Here is a 17,978-nt window from a genome sequence, read left to right as displayed (position 1 = left end):
CGGCCGTTGGGGGAATCGGGAAGTCGGGGACGCAGTGGCGCAGTACGGTCAGGGTGAGCCGCTCGGTGCGTCGTACCGGTTGGTCGAGCTGCTCGGGACCGGTGCCACCGGCGAGGTCTGGCGCACCGAGCACACCGCGACCGGCGAGCACGTCGCCGCGAAGCTGCTCCGTGCCGAGCTCGCCGCCGACCCGCAGATCGTCGAACGCTTCGTCCGCGAGCGCTCGGTGCTCCTCGCCCTGCAGCACCCGTCCATCGTGCGTGTCCGCGACCTGGTCGTCGAGGGCGACCGGCTCGCGATCGTCATGGACCTGGTGCCGGGTGGGTCCGCGCGCGATCTGCTGGCATCGAACGGTCCGCTGGCCCCACGGGACGCCCTGACCATCACCGCCGAGACGCTCGACGCCCTCGCGGCCGCACACGAGCGCGACGTGACCCACCGCGACGTCAAGCCCGACAACGTGCTGCTCCAGACCCCGTGGGTCCCCGGTGCGACCGGCGACGTCCGGGTCACCGACTTCGGCATCGCGTCCGTCGTCGCCGAGCGCGAGCGCACCACCACCGGGCTCCTCGGCACGCCGCAGTACATGGCGCCCGAGTCGATCAGCCACGGCCGCGCGGGTCCCGCTGCGGACGTCTACGGCGCCGGGGTCATGCTCTACGAGCTGTTGTCCGGCCGCACACCCTTCGCCGGACCGGGCACGGACTTCGCCGTGGCGTACCGGCACGTCACGTCGAACCCGCCGCCGCTCGACGTGCCCGATGCGCTGTGGTCTGCGGTGTCCGCCCTGCTGACGAAGGACCCGAACAGCCGTCCTGCAGCAGCGGACGCCGCGGCGACCCTGCGCCGGCTCGCCCGGTCCCTCGCGTCGGCCCCGGCGCTGGCCGCGACGAGCGACCCGGACGCGTTCGACGAGGTCGAGCGGCCCGCCACCGTGGTCCGCGGGGTCCGCCCGGAGCACGACGCCGACCGGGGCGACACCGGGACCCCCGAGGACGAAGCCGTGGTCGGCCCGGCGCCGGAACTCGGCCCCGCCGGTTCCCAGACCGTCATCCGGCCGATGGCACGACAGCCGCTGCCGGCCGCGCCCGCTGCCGAGCCCGCACCGGCGCGTCGGTTCACCCGCCCCGAGTGGCTGACGAACCGTGCGCTCCTGTTCGGCGGTCTCGGCATCGTGCTCGTGGCCGCGCTCGTCGTCGGCGGGGTCGTCTGGCTGCCCGGTGCGCTGCGGAAGACGCCGGGCGCCGGCACCGCGACCGCACAGGCCGCCAACGCCTACCAGCAGGACCGCCCACTGCCCACGGGCCTCTCCACCACCCGCCGCGCGACCATCGACCCCGCGAAGGGCACCGTGGACCTGCGCGTCACGTACGCGGCGCAGGCGTCGGCCCTGACCGGTCCGTTCCTCGAGGTCGTCCCCGGTGCCCGCTCGAGTGCCTCGTGCCCCGCCGTCACCTGGACCGGCGAGGGCATCTCGGCGAAGCGCAACCAGCCCTCACTGACGGGTGTCGACACCGCGTGCGCCTGGGCCCTGTCCGGCGTCGAGGTCCCCGCCGGCGGCGACGTCACGGTCGAGGCCTCGGTGCCGCTCGCCTCCGTCACGGACGGCGCGGCGTTGCAGACGTGGCTCGACGGCGTCGGCGAGGCGACCACAGCTGCCGTGACCGACGACTCGGTGCGCGGGACCGCCTACCCGGTGCAACGGTTGCAGGGCATCGAGGTCCGGACGCCCGACCGCACGGTCAGTCAGACGGCCCTGCCGGTCACCCTGGTACCGGTGTGGCCGAACGGTGCCGACGAGCTCAACCCGCTCTACCGCAGTCCCGCCACGGGACGCCCGTCGCAGATGCTCGTCGACGTGGCCGGCGGGGAGTCCGGCGTGCGGTTCGCCGACGGCTGCTCGGGGGCACTGGCGGTGTCGTCCGACGGGCTGGTCGTCACGGCCCTGTCGGTCGCGCCGTCGTGCACGGTGCGGGCGACGGTGGGGAACTTCACGAACCTCGAGAGCTCGCCCTTCGGGATCACGACGCGCGACTGAGCGCGCTCTGGTCGTGACTGCGGGTCGATCCTGCCGTCCGTGGCGGACGCGGCCACGGGCCTCCCGGCCGATGGTCTCGGCGTCGCCGTCAGCTGCCGGCGGACGCGGTCTGCACGAGACGGACGGCCCCGCCTGATGCGGCGTAGCCGCGGCCGACGGTCAGCGCGACGGGCGCGCGACGCGGCAGCGTGACGCCGAGGAGCTCGCCGTCGTAGTCGACGTCCGGCTGCAGCAGCACACCACACCGGGACTTCCGGACCGAACGGGTCCAGTGGCTGTACATCGACCGGAGGTCAGCGGACCGGCCGGCCGCCACGACGCACAGTCCGGGGCGCTCGGTCGTGAGCAGCGTCGCGATGGCCTGGTCACCGTCCTCGAACCGCTCGGCGTCGTCGACCAACAGCAGCACCGGACCGCGTTCGAGCCGGAGCCCGGCCAACAGGGCGGGGACCTCGTCAGGGCCGACGGCGAGGCGGTCGAAGGAACCGGAGGCGAGCGGGGAACGGCGGTCACAGATCGCCCACACGGCCGGACGCACGCCCTCGGCTGTCCGCGCGAGCTCGGCGACGGCGAGGAGCACGCTCGACTTGCCGGACCGGGCCGGACCGGCGATCAGCACGTGTTCGCCGTCGTAGACCTCGACCGACGCCGGCTGCAGATCGTCCTCCGCGATGCCGATCGGGATCCGCCAGGGCTCACCCGCGAACACCGCTCCGGCGCCGAGCTCGTCCACGAGCACGGCATCGGGGAGCCGACCGACGGCGCTCGCCTTCCGGCTGCTGCCCGGACGGGTCTCCGCGATCCGGGTGACGGCCTCGGCGAGCGGGACGTCCGGGGTCGCGACGTGCGACTGCAGCCGCATGGTCGAGTCGATGAAGCGGCCGGGCACCGGCGGCGGGACGTCCTTGGGGCGGACCCCGATGGACGCGTAGTCGTAGGGGTCCGCGAGGCGGAACATCCACTTCTGCGTGGTGACCTCGTCCATCGCCGACGGCACGGCCTTCGCGCGCGTCGTCGAGACCGCGAAGGAGATGCCGAGCGCGGGACCCTCGGCGTAGACGCGGTACAGGGCGTCGAGCAGCTGCTGCCCCTCGAAGTCCTGGTACTCGTCGCGCAGGGCGGCGAGGCCGTCGATGAGCACCACGGCACGACGCCCGCCGGGTGCCGCACGACGACGCTCGAGCTCGACGCGGAGGTGCCGCAGGAACCGCGTCTGCAGCTCCCCCGCGCCCGCACCGGAGCCGACGTAGGCCGTCGTGTGCGGCAACTGCGCGAGCGGAGCGAGGTCCCCCGGACCCATGTCGAGCACCAGCAGGTCGAGCTCGTCGGGGCTCGACGCTGCCGCGAGCTGCAGCGCGATCGTGGCGAGCGCGGTGCTCGTCCCGCTGCCCGGGATGCCCATGAGCATGAGGTTGCCCTCGTCGAGGTCCCATCCGGTGGTGACCTGACGCTGGTGGTCCGGGTCGTCGGCCAGGGCGACGGGGACGGTGCCGGGTCGTGGGTCGGCGCCCGGACCTGGCTCGGTGAGCTCCGCCAGTTCGACGCGGTCGCCGAGCGCCTCGGGCCAGATCGGACGCGGCGGGGCGTACCCGGCTTCCGTGTTGGCCTGCCCGATCGCCTCGATCAGCTGGTCGAGGTCGGTGACGTCCGACGCGGTCGGCGCCGGTGCCGGCATCGGCGCGGGGACACCGAACACGTCGGTCGGACGGACCGAGACCGGCTGCTCGGCACGCTCGTCACGGGCTCGGCCGGTGACGAGGGCGGTCTGCACCGGGGTGATGTCGTCCTGCCCGAGCTTGACGTAGGCGCGACCGGTCTGCTGTCGACCGATCCCGGCTGCGGCGGGGACCCCGATGACGTTCGTCGAGTCCTCGCGGCTCTGCACCCGCAGGGCGACCCGCATGTTCGTGTTCGCGAGGATGTCCTCGCTCACCACACCGGCCGGCCGCTGGGTGGCGAGGATCATGTGGACGCCGAGTGTGCGGCCGACGGCGGCGATGCTGACGAGCGACGTCAGGACGTCCGGGAAGTCCTTCGCGAGCATCGCGAACTCGTCGACGACCAGCAGCAGTCGCGGCATCGGCTCGACCGGCTTCGTCGCCAGGTAGGCATCGAGGTTGTCGATGTCGGCTCCGGCCGCGGCGAACACCCGCTGGCGTCGCTCGAGCTCGGCCTCGAGCGCACGGATCGCTCGGTCGGCGAGCTGCTCGTCGAGGTTGCTGATCGTGCCGATGGTGTGCGGCAGTCGCTCGCAGGCGGCGAACGCGGCCCCGCCCTTGAAGTCGACGAGCAGGAAGTTCAGACGCGTCGGGTCGTTCCGCGCTGCGAGCCCGGCGACGAGCGACCGCAGGAACTCGCTCTTGCCCGAACCCGTCGTTCCGCCGACCAGACCGTGCGGGCCGTCGCGCACCAGGTCGATCTCGAGCACACCGCTCTCCGACGAGCCGATCGGGGTCGAGAAGCCCGTGCGCGTGTCCCACGCCGTGCGGATCCCGTCGCTCGACAACAGCTCCGGCAGGCGGACGAGCGCGGGCAAGGACGCCCCCGGCACGAGCAGTTCGGGATCGTCGAAGTGCGCCACGCTGCGGGCGCTGCGCTCGGCGGTCTCGACGCTGAGGCCGGCGAGCACGACGTCCTCGACACGGGTCCGGTCTTCCGGCCGGTAGACCGTGGCCGCGGCATCGGCACCGACCGTGATGATCGACGTGCAGGCGGCGGGGAGCTGCTGCTCGTTGGTCGCGATGACGATGCCGCTCACCCGGCGCGGTCGCTCCCCCGGGCGCAGGGACTGCCCGGGCACCGTGCGGCCCTGGCCGAGCAGGTTGCGGGCAGGGGCATCCCGTCCCTCGGTGAGCACCTCGGAATCGACCACGACGAGCAGGTTCGGCGTCGGCAGCTCGTCGATCGACTCCCGCAGGCCACGGAGCATCGCCGCGCTCTGGTCGCGTTGTGCCGACATCCAGCGGGCGCCGGTGCTGCTCCCCGCCACACGCGCATGCGGCAGCCAGGAGGCCCACCCCCAGTCCTCCGCGCGGCCCGCGTCGCAGAAGACGCCCACCGTCAGGTCCGCGGGACCGCAGTGCACGGTGGCCTGCGTGAGCAGGCTGCGCGCCAGGGCGAGGGCGCCCTGACGATCGCCGACGATCCCGACGACGCCGGCGTCGGACAGGTCGGCCACCACCGGGGCGGCCGTCAGGCGACTGTCGGCGATGGCGGCCTTCGCCTCGTCCTCGAGCTTCGCGGTCGCTGCACGCTGATCGACCTCGGGCCGCCAGGGAGCGTCCCCGGTGCCGGCGTGCAGGCTCAGGAAGTCCTCGTCGTCCGAGCGGCGCTGCCACAACAGGGTGGTCGGCAGTTCGGCTCGCCGAACCACGGTCGCCGGATCGGGCACGAGCTCCTGGCGGCGGGCAGCCTCGACGGCCGCGGCTTCGGAGATCTCACCGCGGAAGGACTCCACGGCCTCGGCGAAGCGGGTGTCCTCTTCTTTCAGGTTCTTCGCGCGGCGGTGCTTCTGCTCGAACCACATGCCGATCGCGGTGACCGGGGAGAGCAGGGCGAACAGCGCGAACCGCGCGTCGCCGAGCAGGAGCACCATCGCACCGGCGAGCACCAGGGGTGCCGCGACGGTGATCCAGCTGAACTTCGAGGCCGGCGGCACGTCCTTGCGTCCGGGCGGCACGACCGTCTCGGCGTCGGAGGTCCGGCCGGCGCGTGGTGGGCGGTTGAACGGTGCCGTCGCCGCCGGGGTCAGGTTCGCCATCGAGCCGGCCGCGGGCACGGGGACCTCGTCGAGCGCCGGCCGGACGAGCAGCACGGCTCCGCCCACGATGACGCTCGTCGTCCCGGTGAGCAGGACGCCCTCGGCGTCGATGCGCTCCCCGGCGACGACGGTGCCGTTCGTCGATCCCGCATCACGCACCCGCACACCGTCGTCCTCGCGCTCGATGGTGCAGTGCTCCCACGACGCGCTCTCGGTGGGGAGCACGACGTCGGCCTGCGGCGCCCGGCCGACCACGAGCTTCCGCCCGCGCGGGACCGGCACCACGAGGCCGGCCTCGAGCCCGCCGGCGAGCGTGACGGTCCAGCCGTCGGTACTGAGCGGCCGTTCGTCGGGGGTTCGTCCGATGCGGGATCCCTCGAGCAGCACGAGGTCCCGGAGCGGGGTGTCGACGCTGGTGCGGTGCCCGTCGACCGCCAGGGTGGTGCCGGGTTCGAGCGTGAGGCCGATGGCCGCGGACACGAGGTCCCCGAGCGAGGATGCGCCGGACCACCCGTCGACCTCGACCGCATCACGTCGGTCGTCGAGCTCGATCAACAGGCGCATGCTCGCGTTCCTCTTCCGGGTCGGTGCGTTGGTGGGTCAGTCCGTGCTGGAGTCGTCGAACCAGACGAGCGACGCGGTCCGGGCAGCGTCGGTTCCGCTCCCGGTGCCGTCGCCGGACGCGGTGCTGGCCGGACGGAGACCGAGCTGCTGTGCCGACGCCGCGAGCACCGTCGCAGGCGTCCCGAGTGCCCGCTGCCGCGTGAAGTCGAGTGCCGGACCGGCGATGCCCGCATCGGCGTCGAGGTCGAGCGTGGCGAGGGCATCGGTGACGTCCGCCGGCTCGACGCTCCGCGCCGAACCGACGGCGCGGACCAGGGCGACGACGGCGTCGTGGCTGCGCGAGTCCGCTGCGCCCGCGACCGCCGAGAACGGCTGGTCACCGGTCAGGTTCTCGGCGTCCTGGTCACCGGCGAGCACCCGGACACCGCCGAGGAAGGCGGACATCGCGCGGCCCCCGGCATCGGAGGCCAGCGCTCGGGCGTCGTCGGTGGCGACACCCACGGTGCGGAAGGCGCCGCTGAGGCTGCCGCCGGCTTCGACGAGCGCTGCGCCGAACGCCGGGCTCGTCGCATCCGGGGTGAGGACGACCGGCACCGTGACGTTCTCGGCCTGGAGCGCGGCGACGAAGGCACCCTGGCGCTGCGCGGAGCCACTGACGACGACCGCGTCGGAGTCCGGCGTCACCGTCTTCGCGTCGGCATCGGCATCGGCATCGGCATCGGCGTCTTCCTCGTTGCTCGTCGCGCCGGTGCGTTCGGCGACGGTCGTGGCCAGCGCTGCAGCGTCCGCGGTGTCGTCCCCGTCCAGGACGTGCGCGACCCGCAGACCCGCCGGAGCACCGCCGCCCAGGTCGACCAGCAGTGGCGCGTCGGCGTCGCCGAGTGCCGTGGTCATCGCCGTGCTGATCGAGCCTGCCGCCGGCGCCGTCGACCAGGAGTCCTTCTCCGCCGGGGCGTAGGGCAGGACGACCGGGATGCCCTTCGCCGCAGCAGCAGTGAGGGCGCCGGACACGTGGCTGCCCGACGAGGCGACGACGATGCCCGCTACCCCGCTCTTCGCGAGGGACTCGACCGCGGTCTTGCCCCCGGCAGCGGTTCCGCCGTCGTTCTTCGTGACGAGCGCGACGTCGGTGCCACCGAGTGCGAGCCGACGCTCCGCCACCAGCGCACCCTGCGCCGCTTCGTTCCACTCGGATCCCTCGCCGTCGCCGAGGGTGACGATGACGCCGATCGTCGTCTTCGCCGGGACGTGCGCCACCGTGATCTTCACCGGCACGGTCGCCGAGACCGCTTCGGCCGGGGTGCTGCTGCCGAACGCCCGGAACGTCAGGACGGCGGCGACCACCGCGGCCACCAGGAGCACCGCGATGCCGACGAAGAGCAGCGGACGGCGGCTGCGCGGACGCGTTCCGTCGGCGCTCTCGGTCGCCGTGGCTTCGGTCGTCTGGTCGCTCATCGGTCCGCCCCGATCCGGAAGGTGTACAGCGTGGTCGACGTCGCGCTGGCGGGGACCTTCAGCTGGAACGCCGGCAGCGTCGTCGCCGCATCGAGCGACGCACGGAACTGCTCCTGCTGGAGCAGGATGCCGGCGACGTCCTCGGCGCGGACGTTCGCGTATCCCGCGGCGTTCTGCGACGCCAGGGCGAGCTGGTAGTCGGCGGAGTCGGACTTCGCCGCGCTCGTGGCCATGGCGCCGAGGATGCCGGAGCCGTTGACCTTGCGGTCGCCGAGGTCGAGCATCACCCGGTTGAGGTCGCCGGTCAGCAGCGTCGAAGCGCCCTGCACGTCACGCGTCGAGGCGCTCGTGCTGGCCGCGATGCGCTCGAGGCTGGACGCCGTCTGCCGGTCGACCGCCGAGGAGAGCTCCGAGCCTTCCTGCTCGAGCGTGCTCTTCTGCTCGTCGATCGTGCCCTTCGAGTCCTTCGTGACCTCGCCCGAGGTGGACCGGAGGCCGGCGATCGACTTGTCGAAGGCCGAGATGACGGCGTCACGACTGCCCTTCGCCGTCTCGCTGACCTGCCGCACCTGCTGGTCGATGATCTTCTGGACGTCCTTCTCGGACTGCGTGGACGCGTCTGCGAAGGCCTTGCGGACGGCGTCCTGCAGCTCGGTCTGCTGGGCGCTGATCGCGGTCAGCTGGGTGCCGACCACATCGCTCGACTTCGTTGCCTGCTCGACGAGTTCCTCGAGCTGGCGGGCTGCGCCGTCGACCGAACCCCCGTCGTTGCGCACCGCTCGACGCACCTCCGCGATGCCGTCGTCGAGTGCATCGACATCGTCGGACAGCGTCGTGATCGCGGCACCGATGCCGGTCGCGGAACGGAGATCGGTTGCCGCGATCACCGCGTCCCACTGCTTCGCCTGGTCCGTGAGGCGTTCATCCATCGGGGTGCTGAAACGTCCACCGGGCTTTAGCGTCGTGCCCTCTTCGGCGCCGGGGCAGGGGGTCGCGGTCAGGTAGCCCCGCAGCGCATCCGCCTGTTCCGCGTCGAGCTGGTCGGTTGCCGCGAGGGCGCAGAGCTGGTCGGCGACCACACGGTTCTGCGCCTGCATCGAGGTGCTGAACAGACCATCGTCGACGTTGCCCACGAGCCCGCTCGCTGCGATGGCCTGCCGGTTCACCGTCGTGACGGCGTCGCGCACGGGGCCGAGGTCGTCGGCGGTCTGGTCACGCAGGTCCTGCAAAGACTGCAGGGAGCGAGCAACCTCGCCGGTGCCGTCGCTTCCGAGTGCCTGGACCGCGCGGTCGATCTCGCCGAGCTTGGCGCGCAGGGCATTCGACTGCTCGATCGCCGTGTCCGCGAGCTTGGGGTCGAGCTGGTCGGCGAGCTGCTGCCCGGTGCTGACCAGACCGATCAACGAGGTGCTCACCGCACGCGACGATTCCCAGAGCGCGCAGGTCAACGATCCACGGGCCTCCTGAGGGGCGCACGTCGCTGCGTCCGGGGACGCCGGGCCGACGGATCCCGCCAACTGCGCACTGACCTGCTGCTTGCACGCCTCGCTCGCGTCGGCGTAGCCCTCGAGCTGCGACGAGACGCGGAGCAGGTTGCCGTAGACGCTGCCGCCCGCGGTCGAGGGCTTGGGCGTCGCCGCGCATCCGTTCCCGTCAAGGACGGGAGCGGGCGCCGTCGCCGAGGTGTCGCCGAGCAGGCTGTCGAGACTCGTGGTGGTCTGCTGGAGCTGCTGCAGCACGGTGGACTGTGTCGCCTTGACGGTCGTGCCGAGATCGCCGTTCAGGGAACCGAGCTCGCCGGACAGGGACCGCATGGTGCCCGCCAGGGACGAGCTGCTCTCCTTGAGCCGCTCGGCCGTGCTGACTCCGAGGGTCTTCGACGTGGTCTCGAGGTTCGACCGGACCTCGGTGATGGTGCCACCGGCGCGCGCCAGCACCTCGTTCACCTGCGAGATCAGGTCGATCGTGCGGCGCTGGAGCGCGAGTTCGGAGTCGCTGTCGGACCCGAAGGCCGCGTTGACGACGCCCGTGGAGGACAGGTCCGTGGACAGCCCGGGCTGCGCGGCGACGTCGAACGTGGGCGCCGTGAAGTCCTTGACGTCGGCGACGAGGTGCAGCGTGCTGCTCGCGCCGGATGTCGGCGGTGCCAGCAGGCGGCCCCACTGGACGACCGCGTCCCCGTCCTCGTTCGTGCTGACGACTCCGTCCGTGGACGAACCGGAGTCAGCGGCATCGGTGACGATCCGGTCGGCCGCGGTGCCGGTGAGGACGGTCGAAGCGGCGACGCTGAAGGGCGCGCCCACCAGCGCCGGCGTCGAGCGAGAGGTCCCGGCGACGTCGTAGGTCAGGTTCTTCGACGTGACCGTGAGGTTCTCGATCGTCAGGTCGATCGCGATCCGGCCCGAGTACCCGTCGAGGTCGGCGAGGTCGGTACCGGTCTTCTTCGACGTCGAGTACTGCGTCGTGATGCGGAGCGGGAGGTCACCAGCCGCCTTCGCGGGGTCGTGATCGGTCGTCGCCGACGAGGAGTCCTTGCCCGCGACGGAGATCGCGGTGTCGGAGATCGACGTGATCGAGCCGTCCGCGGCCAGACGCGTGTCGACCGTCTGCAGGATCCGCGACGGGTCAGCCACCGGCTTGTCGTCGGACGTGCACCCGGCGAGCACCAGCGCGGCGACGCCGGTGACGGCGACCGCCCCCACGAGTCGGCGACTGGTGCTTCGTGCTCCGGTGTTCCCGGCACGCTGGTTGATCACGGTCTTCCCCCCAAGAGAATCGTCGAGCACATCGATGCTAGTTGCTCGATGGCGTCGGGTCCGCGTCGATCGGCCGCCCTGGCCGCCCCCGTTCGGGCCACACGCCTGGACTGGCATACAACGTATCGCATCCGGAGCGTCGCGACATCGCTGTCCACAGCCGCGCTGATACTCTGCACGCATGATCCAGGGGGACCAGGGCTCCGGGCCCATCGAACGACGACGTCCGGACGCACGACCGGGGGCAGATCGGTGACACTCAACCTCTCGCCGGTCCTCATCGCGCTGATCGCGATGATCGCGATCCCGGCCGCCGTCAGCGCGCTCGTCCGCCGGAGCGATCGCAAGCGACCACCGTCCACCGTCGTGGGCGACGAGGCGTACGGCGTGCTCTTCACCGTCCGCGCACGCCGGTGGAACTACCTCTTGCTCCGGATCATCGGGATCGTGTTCATCGTCGTGGGAGGGTTCTTCTTCCTCGCCACGCTCACGCTGCTTGACGACCCTGACGCGATCGGGATGCTCATCACTGCTGTCGCCATGGTGCTGTTCGGGATCCTGTTCGTCTACCTCGGCGTCGGGCAGAAGCGCCGTCGCGTCGAGGCGTACGACTCCCAGCTGGTGGTCACCCCGATGTTCCGCGCAGCACGGACCATCGACCCGACGGCGATCAAGCACATCCGTCCCACCACCAACCGATTCGGCGGCCTGGACATCAAGGTGAACGGGCAGCGCGGCGTCATCAGCGTCATCTCCATCGATGCGGCCTACCCGGAACTGTGCGCATGGCTCGAGCAGCGTGCGCCGGCGCAGTGGAACGACTTCGTCCGGGTCTTCGGGCGCTGACGAGCGCCGCTTGTGGAATCGCAGACATGACGGCGCAGATTGGATCTGCTCACTATCGCGTGTCGTACACGCGGCGAGAGGGCTCGGTCACGCCAAGAACCATCGCCCCGCCCTCGCGCGCAAGAGCAGCACTACGCCATTCATCCGCCAACCGTCTAGATGCTATCCGGGCACCTCTGCGTAGCGGTAGATCGTCGGGACCACTTTCACGACCTTGAGCATTTTCCGTAGCTTGAACGAGCCAGCGCCAAGTTCGAAACGGTATTCTGCACCCGCACTCACTGCGGACGCTACATCGTTCATGTTCGAGCGATTCACACCAACCCAAAGCAGATTCCCACAGTCGGTGTGGAAGTTCACTTGGGGCTGCGAACCGCCCCTCGACGAATGAACTTCCGCAGCAACGGACCGGACGCGACAGACAACGTTCACGCGGTGCTCATCGTCATACTGCCCTAATACCCACGGGCCGACACCGAATGCAGAGACGGGGACCACCACGAGACCCACAAGAACGACGATCGCGCTCGCGCGGTCACGAAGACCACGACCACGGATACTTCTTATGTGCCGCGCCGTCCGTCGCCCATACTCCCTGCTGCGTTCTACTCGTCGACGGCGTCGCACGATCGCTCCTGGCTCATACGCTCGTATCCATTCACCTCGGCTCGGTCGAGCGCATGGTCGTCAATGGCAGATGCGAGGTCAAGCGGGTTCGAAGCTCTTCACGTAGACGGCTTGGCGGATTGCATTCAGGAATCCCCGCATGTTGTAGGACCCCTCTCCTACGTCGAATCTGTAACGCCCGCCCTCGACGACACCCCGGGCGATGTTGTCCTCGTTGTCGCGCGTGACACCCCACTGCAGCACGAGCGTTCCGCAGTCAGACGTCTCGAACACGACTTGAGATGTCGACGACCCAACGCCCTTCAACGAACGAGAGGAATCGATGCTGCTGTGCGCCGAGCTGACCGTGCAGATCGGCTCGACCCGATGTCCGGCGTCGTACGCCTTCAAAGTTATCGGTCCGACGAAGAAGCCGAGCAGCGGAACCAAGACAACGAACGCCAGGACGATGGAAGCAAGAATCCGCCTCCTGCGCACGAGCCTTCTCTGTGCTGTGCGTTCGAGCGCCGATCTCGTCAACTGCAACTCCGATGTTCGTTGTTCCGCATCAGCGGCTGTGGAGACCAACCGTAGGCCCGCCGGCACCTGACACGGCGCCGTTGATGGCATCCTTCAAGTAGTCGCCCGGATCCTTCCCGGTGAGGACATCGTTCAAGACAGCGCCGCCCGCTCCGGCTGAGCGATCGATTGTCTCTGACGTGATCGTGTTCCACACCGCCGTCGATCCGCGAACCGCGTGCTCAGGAACGAAGACGTGTCGGCCGCTGGGCTCGGGGAGCATCACATGCCGACCGCCCGTCGGGCTGAAGGAGTCCGCCACCCATCCCCCGAGCCGAGACGAGCCAACACTGACTGCCGCGCCGGTAGCGAAGCCAGTGGCTCCCGTCTGGATGAACCCGCCGACAGTACGATCCTTGCCGTTGAACGCGTAATCCGTCATGTTGGACGCAGAGCCCGCGGCCCCGGCCGAGAGCGCAGACCGGCCCGTTGAACTCAGCAAGGTTCCGGCCAGGCGCTCCGCTCCTGGCACGGCTACTCGCGCAACGTTGGGCGCAAGGCGACCGAGTCCCAGCGCCGCGCCGCCGCCAGCTGCCCCGCCCACCGCTCCCACCACCGCGTCGATGCCGGCTGCTCGCCAATCCACTTCACCCTTCGTGGCTTTCTGTGTCGCCACAGAGATACCACCGGACATCAGGGCACCGGAAGCCGCCAAGAGTGCGACACCCGCCGGTCCACCCACTCCGGTGCACATGAGCGCGATGCCGCCAGCGATCGCAACCCCCGCGACCACGTACTCCCAGTTGTCGTCCCACCAGCTCCCGACAGCAGCGATCGCACCCTGGTTCGCATCCCGGTACGCCTGCAGGTCCTTGTCCGTCGCCGGCCGCAACCCGAGCGGGTCGACCGCGTGCAACGGGTCGTTGCCCGCGTACGAGTACGGGTTCCCCGACCACGCCGCCCCCAGGATCGGCGCGAGCGGATCGACCGACAGGAAGCCTCGCGCCGCAGGGTCGTACACACGTGCCCCGAGCCACTCCAACCCGGCGACGGACACCCCGCCCGAGCCGGTCAGTGCCACCCCCGCGGGCAGCCCGACGTCGGTGACGGCAGCGAGCGCCGCCCAAGGGTCCGCAGCGTCGGTGGCGCGCGCGCTGCGCCACGCGGGCTGCGTGACGACATCGCCGATCGCGGTGACACCCCCCGGCAGGTCGAGCAACGACGTGTCGGCAATGCTGATGAGCGACGGAACGACCGCGGCGGAGTCCCACCACGCCGCGACCCCGGCCACCTCGGCGAGTTCACCCAGGGCATCGACCCAGACGTCGAGCCGACCGGTCTCGGCGTACGAGGCGTCGCGGTCGACGACGGCAGCGAGGTACCCCAGGTCGGACCACGCGTACTCGGTGGTGGATCCGTCAGCGGCGGTCCGTCGGATGCGTCGACCGAGACCGTCGTGGACGTACTCGATCCGGCCGGCTTCGGTGATCGTCGCGACCAGCTGACCGGCAGCGTCGTACTCGTGGCGCGTCTCGACACCGCCGACGGTCTCGGCGACGAGTCGCCCACGGTCGTCGTAGGTCCACGTCGAGTCCCCGGCACGGACGAGCTGGCCGGCAGCGTCGTACGCGTACGACACCACTCCGGACGGTCCGTCGACCGCGGTGATCCGCGCGTCGGCATCGCGCTCGATCCGCGTGCTGGTGGCACCGTCGAGCGTGGTCGAGGTGTGTGCGACGAGGGCGCCACCCTCGTACGACCACGACTGCACCAGTTCGCCGGTGGCCGCCTGGACGATCCGACCCGAGGCGTCGTAGGAGAACGTCCCGGCAGGGGCGCCGTCACGGTCCACCCCGACGACGCGGCCGACGGCGTCGCGACGGTAGGTCGTTCGGGTCCCGTTCGGATCGACGCGAGCGATGCGGTTGCCGTCGGCGTCGTACTCCCACGCGACGGACCGGTCGCCTCGGGCACGGCGGACGAGCAGGCCACGGCGGTCGCGCTGGAGCTCGTGCTCGATCGTCCGACCGGCACCACGGGTGTGGTCCGACACGACGACCGTGCGGTGGACGGCGTCGCGGGAGATCTCCGACTGCACCGCACCGTCGACGAGCACGGCCCACTGTCGGCCGGCCGCGTCGTACGTCCACTCGGTCGTTCGTCCCTCGGAATCCGTTTGCCGGACTTGACGGCCGGCGGCGTCGTAGGCCGCGGTGGTCGTCCGGCCGAGCGGGTCGGTGACCGCGACCACACGGTCGGCGGCGTCGTACTCGCGTCGAGTGGTCCCGCCGGCAGGGTCGGTGATCGTCACCAGGCGCCCGCGCTCGTCGTACTCGAACGAGGTGGCCCCGTCGAGACCGTTGACGACCTGGATCAGCTGCCCGGCTGCGTCGTAGCGGAACCGACGACGGCCGAAGCGTGCGTCGTGGCTGGAGACGAGCCTCCCGGCCTGGTCGTAGCGGAACCGCGCGGTGCCGGAACCCGGAGTCGTCTGCGTGACCACGCGCCCGACGGCGTCGTACGTGATCTCCTCGACCTCGTCGGTGGGCAGGGTCCGGGCCACGACACGGGAGTCCGCGTCGTAGGTGAGCGTCGTCCGCGCCCCCGCGGCGTCGGTGGCTGCGGCGGGACGCCCGCAGGCGTCGTACTCGTACGTGGAGCGCGCGCCCGAGGGGGCGACCAACGCGACGACGCGACCGGCGAGGTCGCGCTCGAGTCGGGTCAGTCCGCCTTCGCCGTCGACGAGTTCGACGGGGCGACCGGCGGCGTCGTAGGTGATGAGTTCGGAACCGGTCTCGTCAGACGTGGACTCGACGGGTCGGCCGTACTCGTCGAACCGGACGGTCGCCGAGTCGAAGGCGTCACGCAGGGTCGCGACGCCGGTCGCGACGTCGTCCGAGAACTCCTGGCGGACGCCCGTCGGGTCGATGGTCGCCGTCAGCTCGCCGACGACGTCGTACTCACGACGCCAGGTCGCGCCGGCGGGGTCGGTGACGGCCTGGAGGCGCGACAACGCGTCGTGCGCGAACGTCCAGACCGCGCCGCCCGGCAATGCGAGCTCCGCCAGGTTCCCCTGGTCGTCGAACGTCCGCGAGACACGCCGACCCAGCGGATCGATGGTCGTCGCGAGTTCACCGTTCGGGGCGTAGTCGAACGTGGTGCGTGCTCCGAGTGGGTCCACGACCGCTGCGATGCGTGAGCCGGCGCCGTACTCGAAGCGCCAGACGGCCCCGTCGGCGTCACGCCGTTCGACGAGGAGCCCTGCTGCGTCGTAGCGGTACTCGCTCCGGGCGCCGGACGGGCTGACAGCGGCGACCGGGCGACCGGCGGCGTCGCGCTCGATCCGAGCGGTGGCGCCGACGGCGTTCGTGGTCGCGACGAGCTCGCCGAACGCGTCGTGGTCGAAGGTCAGGACCACGCCGGTCGGGTCGACGACGTGGGTGAGCGCGCCGTCTCGCCAGGTCAGCTCCGTCCGACCGCCGACCGGGTCGGTGATCACCGACGGGTCGCGGTCGTCGCCCACGTACTCGTAGGTGACGACGGCGCCGGCCTCGGTGACGACGGTCGTGACGCGGTCCTGCTCGTCGTACCCGTAGGTCAGGTCACCGCCGGACGGCGTGACGGTGCGGGTCTTCCGGCCGCGGTCGTCGTACGCGTGCACGGTGACGGACCCGTCGCGCTCGGTCGCCGACACCAGGTTGCCGTGGCGGTCGTAGCTCATCGACTGGCGGCGGTCGTCGGAGTCGATGACCCCGACGAGACGCCCCTTGGCGTCGGCGATGTAGGAGTTCGACCTGGATCCGTCGTGGTCGGACACCACCGTGACACGACCGGGCAGGTAGGCGAAGCGCACGGTGCGGCCGTGCGGGCTGACCTGCTCGACGACGCGGCGCTGGTCGTCGTAGGTGTTGTCGACCTCGACGACACCGGCCGCGCTGGTGACCGTCATGATCAGGTCGTCGTCGTTCCAGCCGTAGGTCCGGGTGCCGACGGCATCGGTCACCGTGACGAGGCGGCCCCGGTCGTCGTACCCGTACTCGACGCGGCGGCCGTCGGACGCGCGGAGCACCGTGACCCGGCCGTCGACGTGGTCGACGTCGATCGAGCGGCCTCGCTCGTGCACCAGGCGGACGACGACGTCGTCGCTGTTCCGTTCGATGCGGACCGCTGTGCCGGCTCCGCCGCGCTGTCCGAGCCACTGCCCCGACGGCGAGAACTCGATGCGCTCGCCCTGGTTGTCGCGGACGACGAGCCGGTCGCCCTCCACGGAGAGCCAGCGGTTCTCGCCGACGCCGCGCGCCCAGCCCTCGCCGTCGCGCGGGAACCGGACCTGGCGGCCGTCAGCACCGACGAAGGACGCGCCTTCGTCGTCGATGAGCAGCCGGGTCTCGAGGATCGACGCCCACCCCGGACCGAAGAGCCCGACGTGCTGGTCGAGGGAGTTGTACATGCGGGTGACCTGCAGCGCTGCAGATGCACCGGTGAACCCGAGGTCGAGCTCCGGTTCGAGGAAGTTGCCCGTCGTGGTGTTGACCGGGTCCATCGAGTAGCCGGTCGTCGGCTGGGCCCCGTAGGCGGACGGCGGATCGAACTGCAGGTCCGTGCGGGACTGCGAGACCCCGGCTGCAGCCAGAGCTGCGGCGAGCGCGGCATCCGAGACCGTGGAGACGGCGCCTTCACCGCCGGCAGCAGCGAACGCGTCGGCGATGGTGTTCGCCCACGTGACGTCCTGGCCGTTGGCGGTGATCCACTGCTCGAAGGCGTTCACCAGGCTCGTCGCGTCGATGTGCCCCCAGGAGCACTTCGACGCGAAGTCGGTGAGCTTGCCGCGCACACCGGCCGGCTTGCCGTCGAGGGACTGGTTCAGCGTCGACGACCCGGTGGCGAACGAGCGGAGGTCGGCGGGCTTCGCGGACGACGTCCCGCCCCCACCCCCGCCACCGGAGCCGGGGTTCGGCGTCTGGCGCGGAGTGCTCGGTCCGGTCGCCTGGTCGAAGGTCGGTGCGTCCTCGTGGTGGACGGTGGGCGGCACGGGCGCCCCGGCGACCTTGTCGTGCACCCACTCGAAGAAGTTCCGGTCGCCGTACTCCGCTTCCCAGTCGCGGGCTTCCTTGCGACGAGCGTTCTCCCGCTCGGCGGCGGCCTTCATCTTGTCGACCCACCCCGCGACGGTGCGGAGGTTCGCGGCGATCGTCGAACCGTCGGACGCTGCCGTCGACGCGTTCTGCGCGAAGAGCTCGGAGAAGTGCCCGCGGAACTCTTGCGACGCGGTCGTGACGTAGGACTGCCGTGAGCCGGCCTGTCCCTCGATCGACTCGGCCGCGCCGTTCAGTGCCGTGCTGAGTGCGTCGGCCGTGGCGTTGTCGAACTCGACCGGATCGTTGCCGTGCAGGTCAGCCATGGTTCATCCCCCGAAGTCGTACTGGTCGTGCTG

7 protein-coding genes are annotated in these 17,978 nt (G+C 71.0%); 2 read left to right on the top strand and 5 right to left on the bottom strand.

From position 1 onward, the window contains the following. Positions 1 to 34: 34 nt before the first annotated feature. Positions 35 to 2,038 (top strand): serine/threonine-protein kinase, encoded by a 2,004-nt coding sequence (locus EDF63_RS05905; RefSeq protein ID WP_123311968.1) that lies wholly within the window; start codon positions 35 to 37, stop codon positions 2,036 to 2,038. Between the two features lie 88 nt (positions 2,039 to 2,126). Here EDF63_RS05905 and EDF63_RS05900 read toward each other — a convergent pair whose 3' ends face one another. Genes EDF63_RS05900 through EDF63_RS05890 form a run of 3 tightly spaced genes read right to left on the bottom strand, consistent with a single transcriptional unit; the run spans position 2,127 to position 10,573 of the window. Next, on the bottom strand, positions 2,127 to 6,362 hold the full coding sequence (locus EDF63_RS05900; protein ID WP_123311966.1) for an FtsK/SpoIIIE domain-containing protein: 4,236 nt from the start codon (positions 6,360 to 6,362) through the stop codon (positions 2,127 to 2,129). A gap of 36 nt (positions 6,363 to 6,398) precedes the next feature. After that, positions 6,399 to 7,817, bottom strand: a complete 1,419-nt coding sequence (locus EDF63_RS05895; protein WP_123311964.1) for a hypothetical protein — start codon at positions 7,815 to 7,817, stop codon at positions 6,399 to 6,401. After that, positions 7,814 to 10,573: a hypothetical protein gene (locus EDF63_RS05890; protein ID WP_123311962.1), complete on the bottom strand. Its 2,760-nt coding sequence runs from the start codon at positions 10,571 to 10,573 to the stop codon at positions 7,814 to 7,816. Before EDF63_RS05890 ends, EDF63_RS05895 begins: the two co-directional genes overlap by 4 nt. 252 nt (positions 10,574 to 10,825) lie before the next feature. Between EDF63_RS05890 and EDF63_RS05885 the strand changes: the two genes are divergently transcribed. Beyond that, entirely contained in the window at positions 10,826 to 11,419 is a 594-nt protein-coding gene (locus EDF63_RS05885) for a hypothetical protein (protein WP_123311960.1), read from the top strand. 705 nt (positions 11,420 to 12,124) lie between these two features. On the opposite strand, the gene EDF63_RS05880 is transcribed toward EDF63_RS05885, so the two are convergent. Then, positions 12,125 to 12,571, bottom strand: a complete 447-nt coding sequence (locus EDF63_RS05880; RefSeq protein WP_148061735.1) for a hypothetical protein — start codon at positions 12,569 to 12,571, stop codon at positions 12,125 to 12,127. 22 nt (positions 12,572 to 12,593) lie between these two features. After that, on the bottom strand, positions 12,594 to 17,945 hold the full coding sequence (locus tag EDF63_RS05875) for a DUF6531 domain-containing protein (RefSeq protein WP_123311955.1): 5,352 nt from the start codon (positions 17,943 to 17,945) through the stop codon (positions 12,594 to 12,596). Positions 17,946 to 17,978: the final 33 nt, after the last annotated feature.

It is taken from the genome of Curtobacterium sp. JUb34 (assembly GCF_003755065.1).
Lineage (GTDB): Bacteria > Actinomycetota > Actinomycetes > Actinomycetales > Microbacteriaceae > Curtobacterium.
Note: the sequence above shows the minus strand (reverse complement) of the source record. Positions and strands in the feature narration are given on the sequence as shown.

What these genes read in the sequence shown, in the direction of transcription:
- EDF63_RS05895 (WP_123311964.1), bottom strand. Translation starts at nt 7,817, where the DNA reads ATGAGCGACCAGACGACCGAAGCCACGGCGACCGAGAGCGCCGACGGA.
- EDF63_RS05875 (WP_123311955.1), bottom strand. Translation starts at nt 17,945, where the DNA reads ATGGCTGACCTGCACGGCAACGATCCGGTCGAGTTCGACAACGCCACG.
- EDF63_RS05900 (WP_123311966.1), bottom strand. Translation starts at nt 6,362, where the DNA reads ATGCGCCTGTTGATCGAGCTCGACGACCGACGTGATGCGGTCGAGGTC.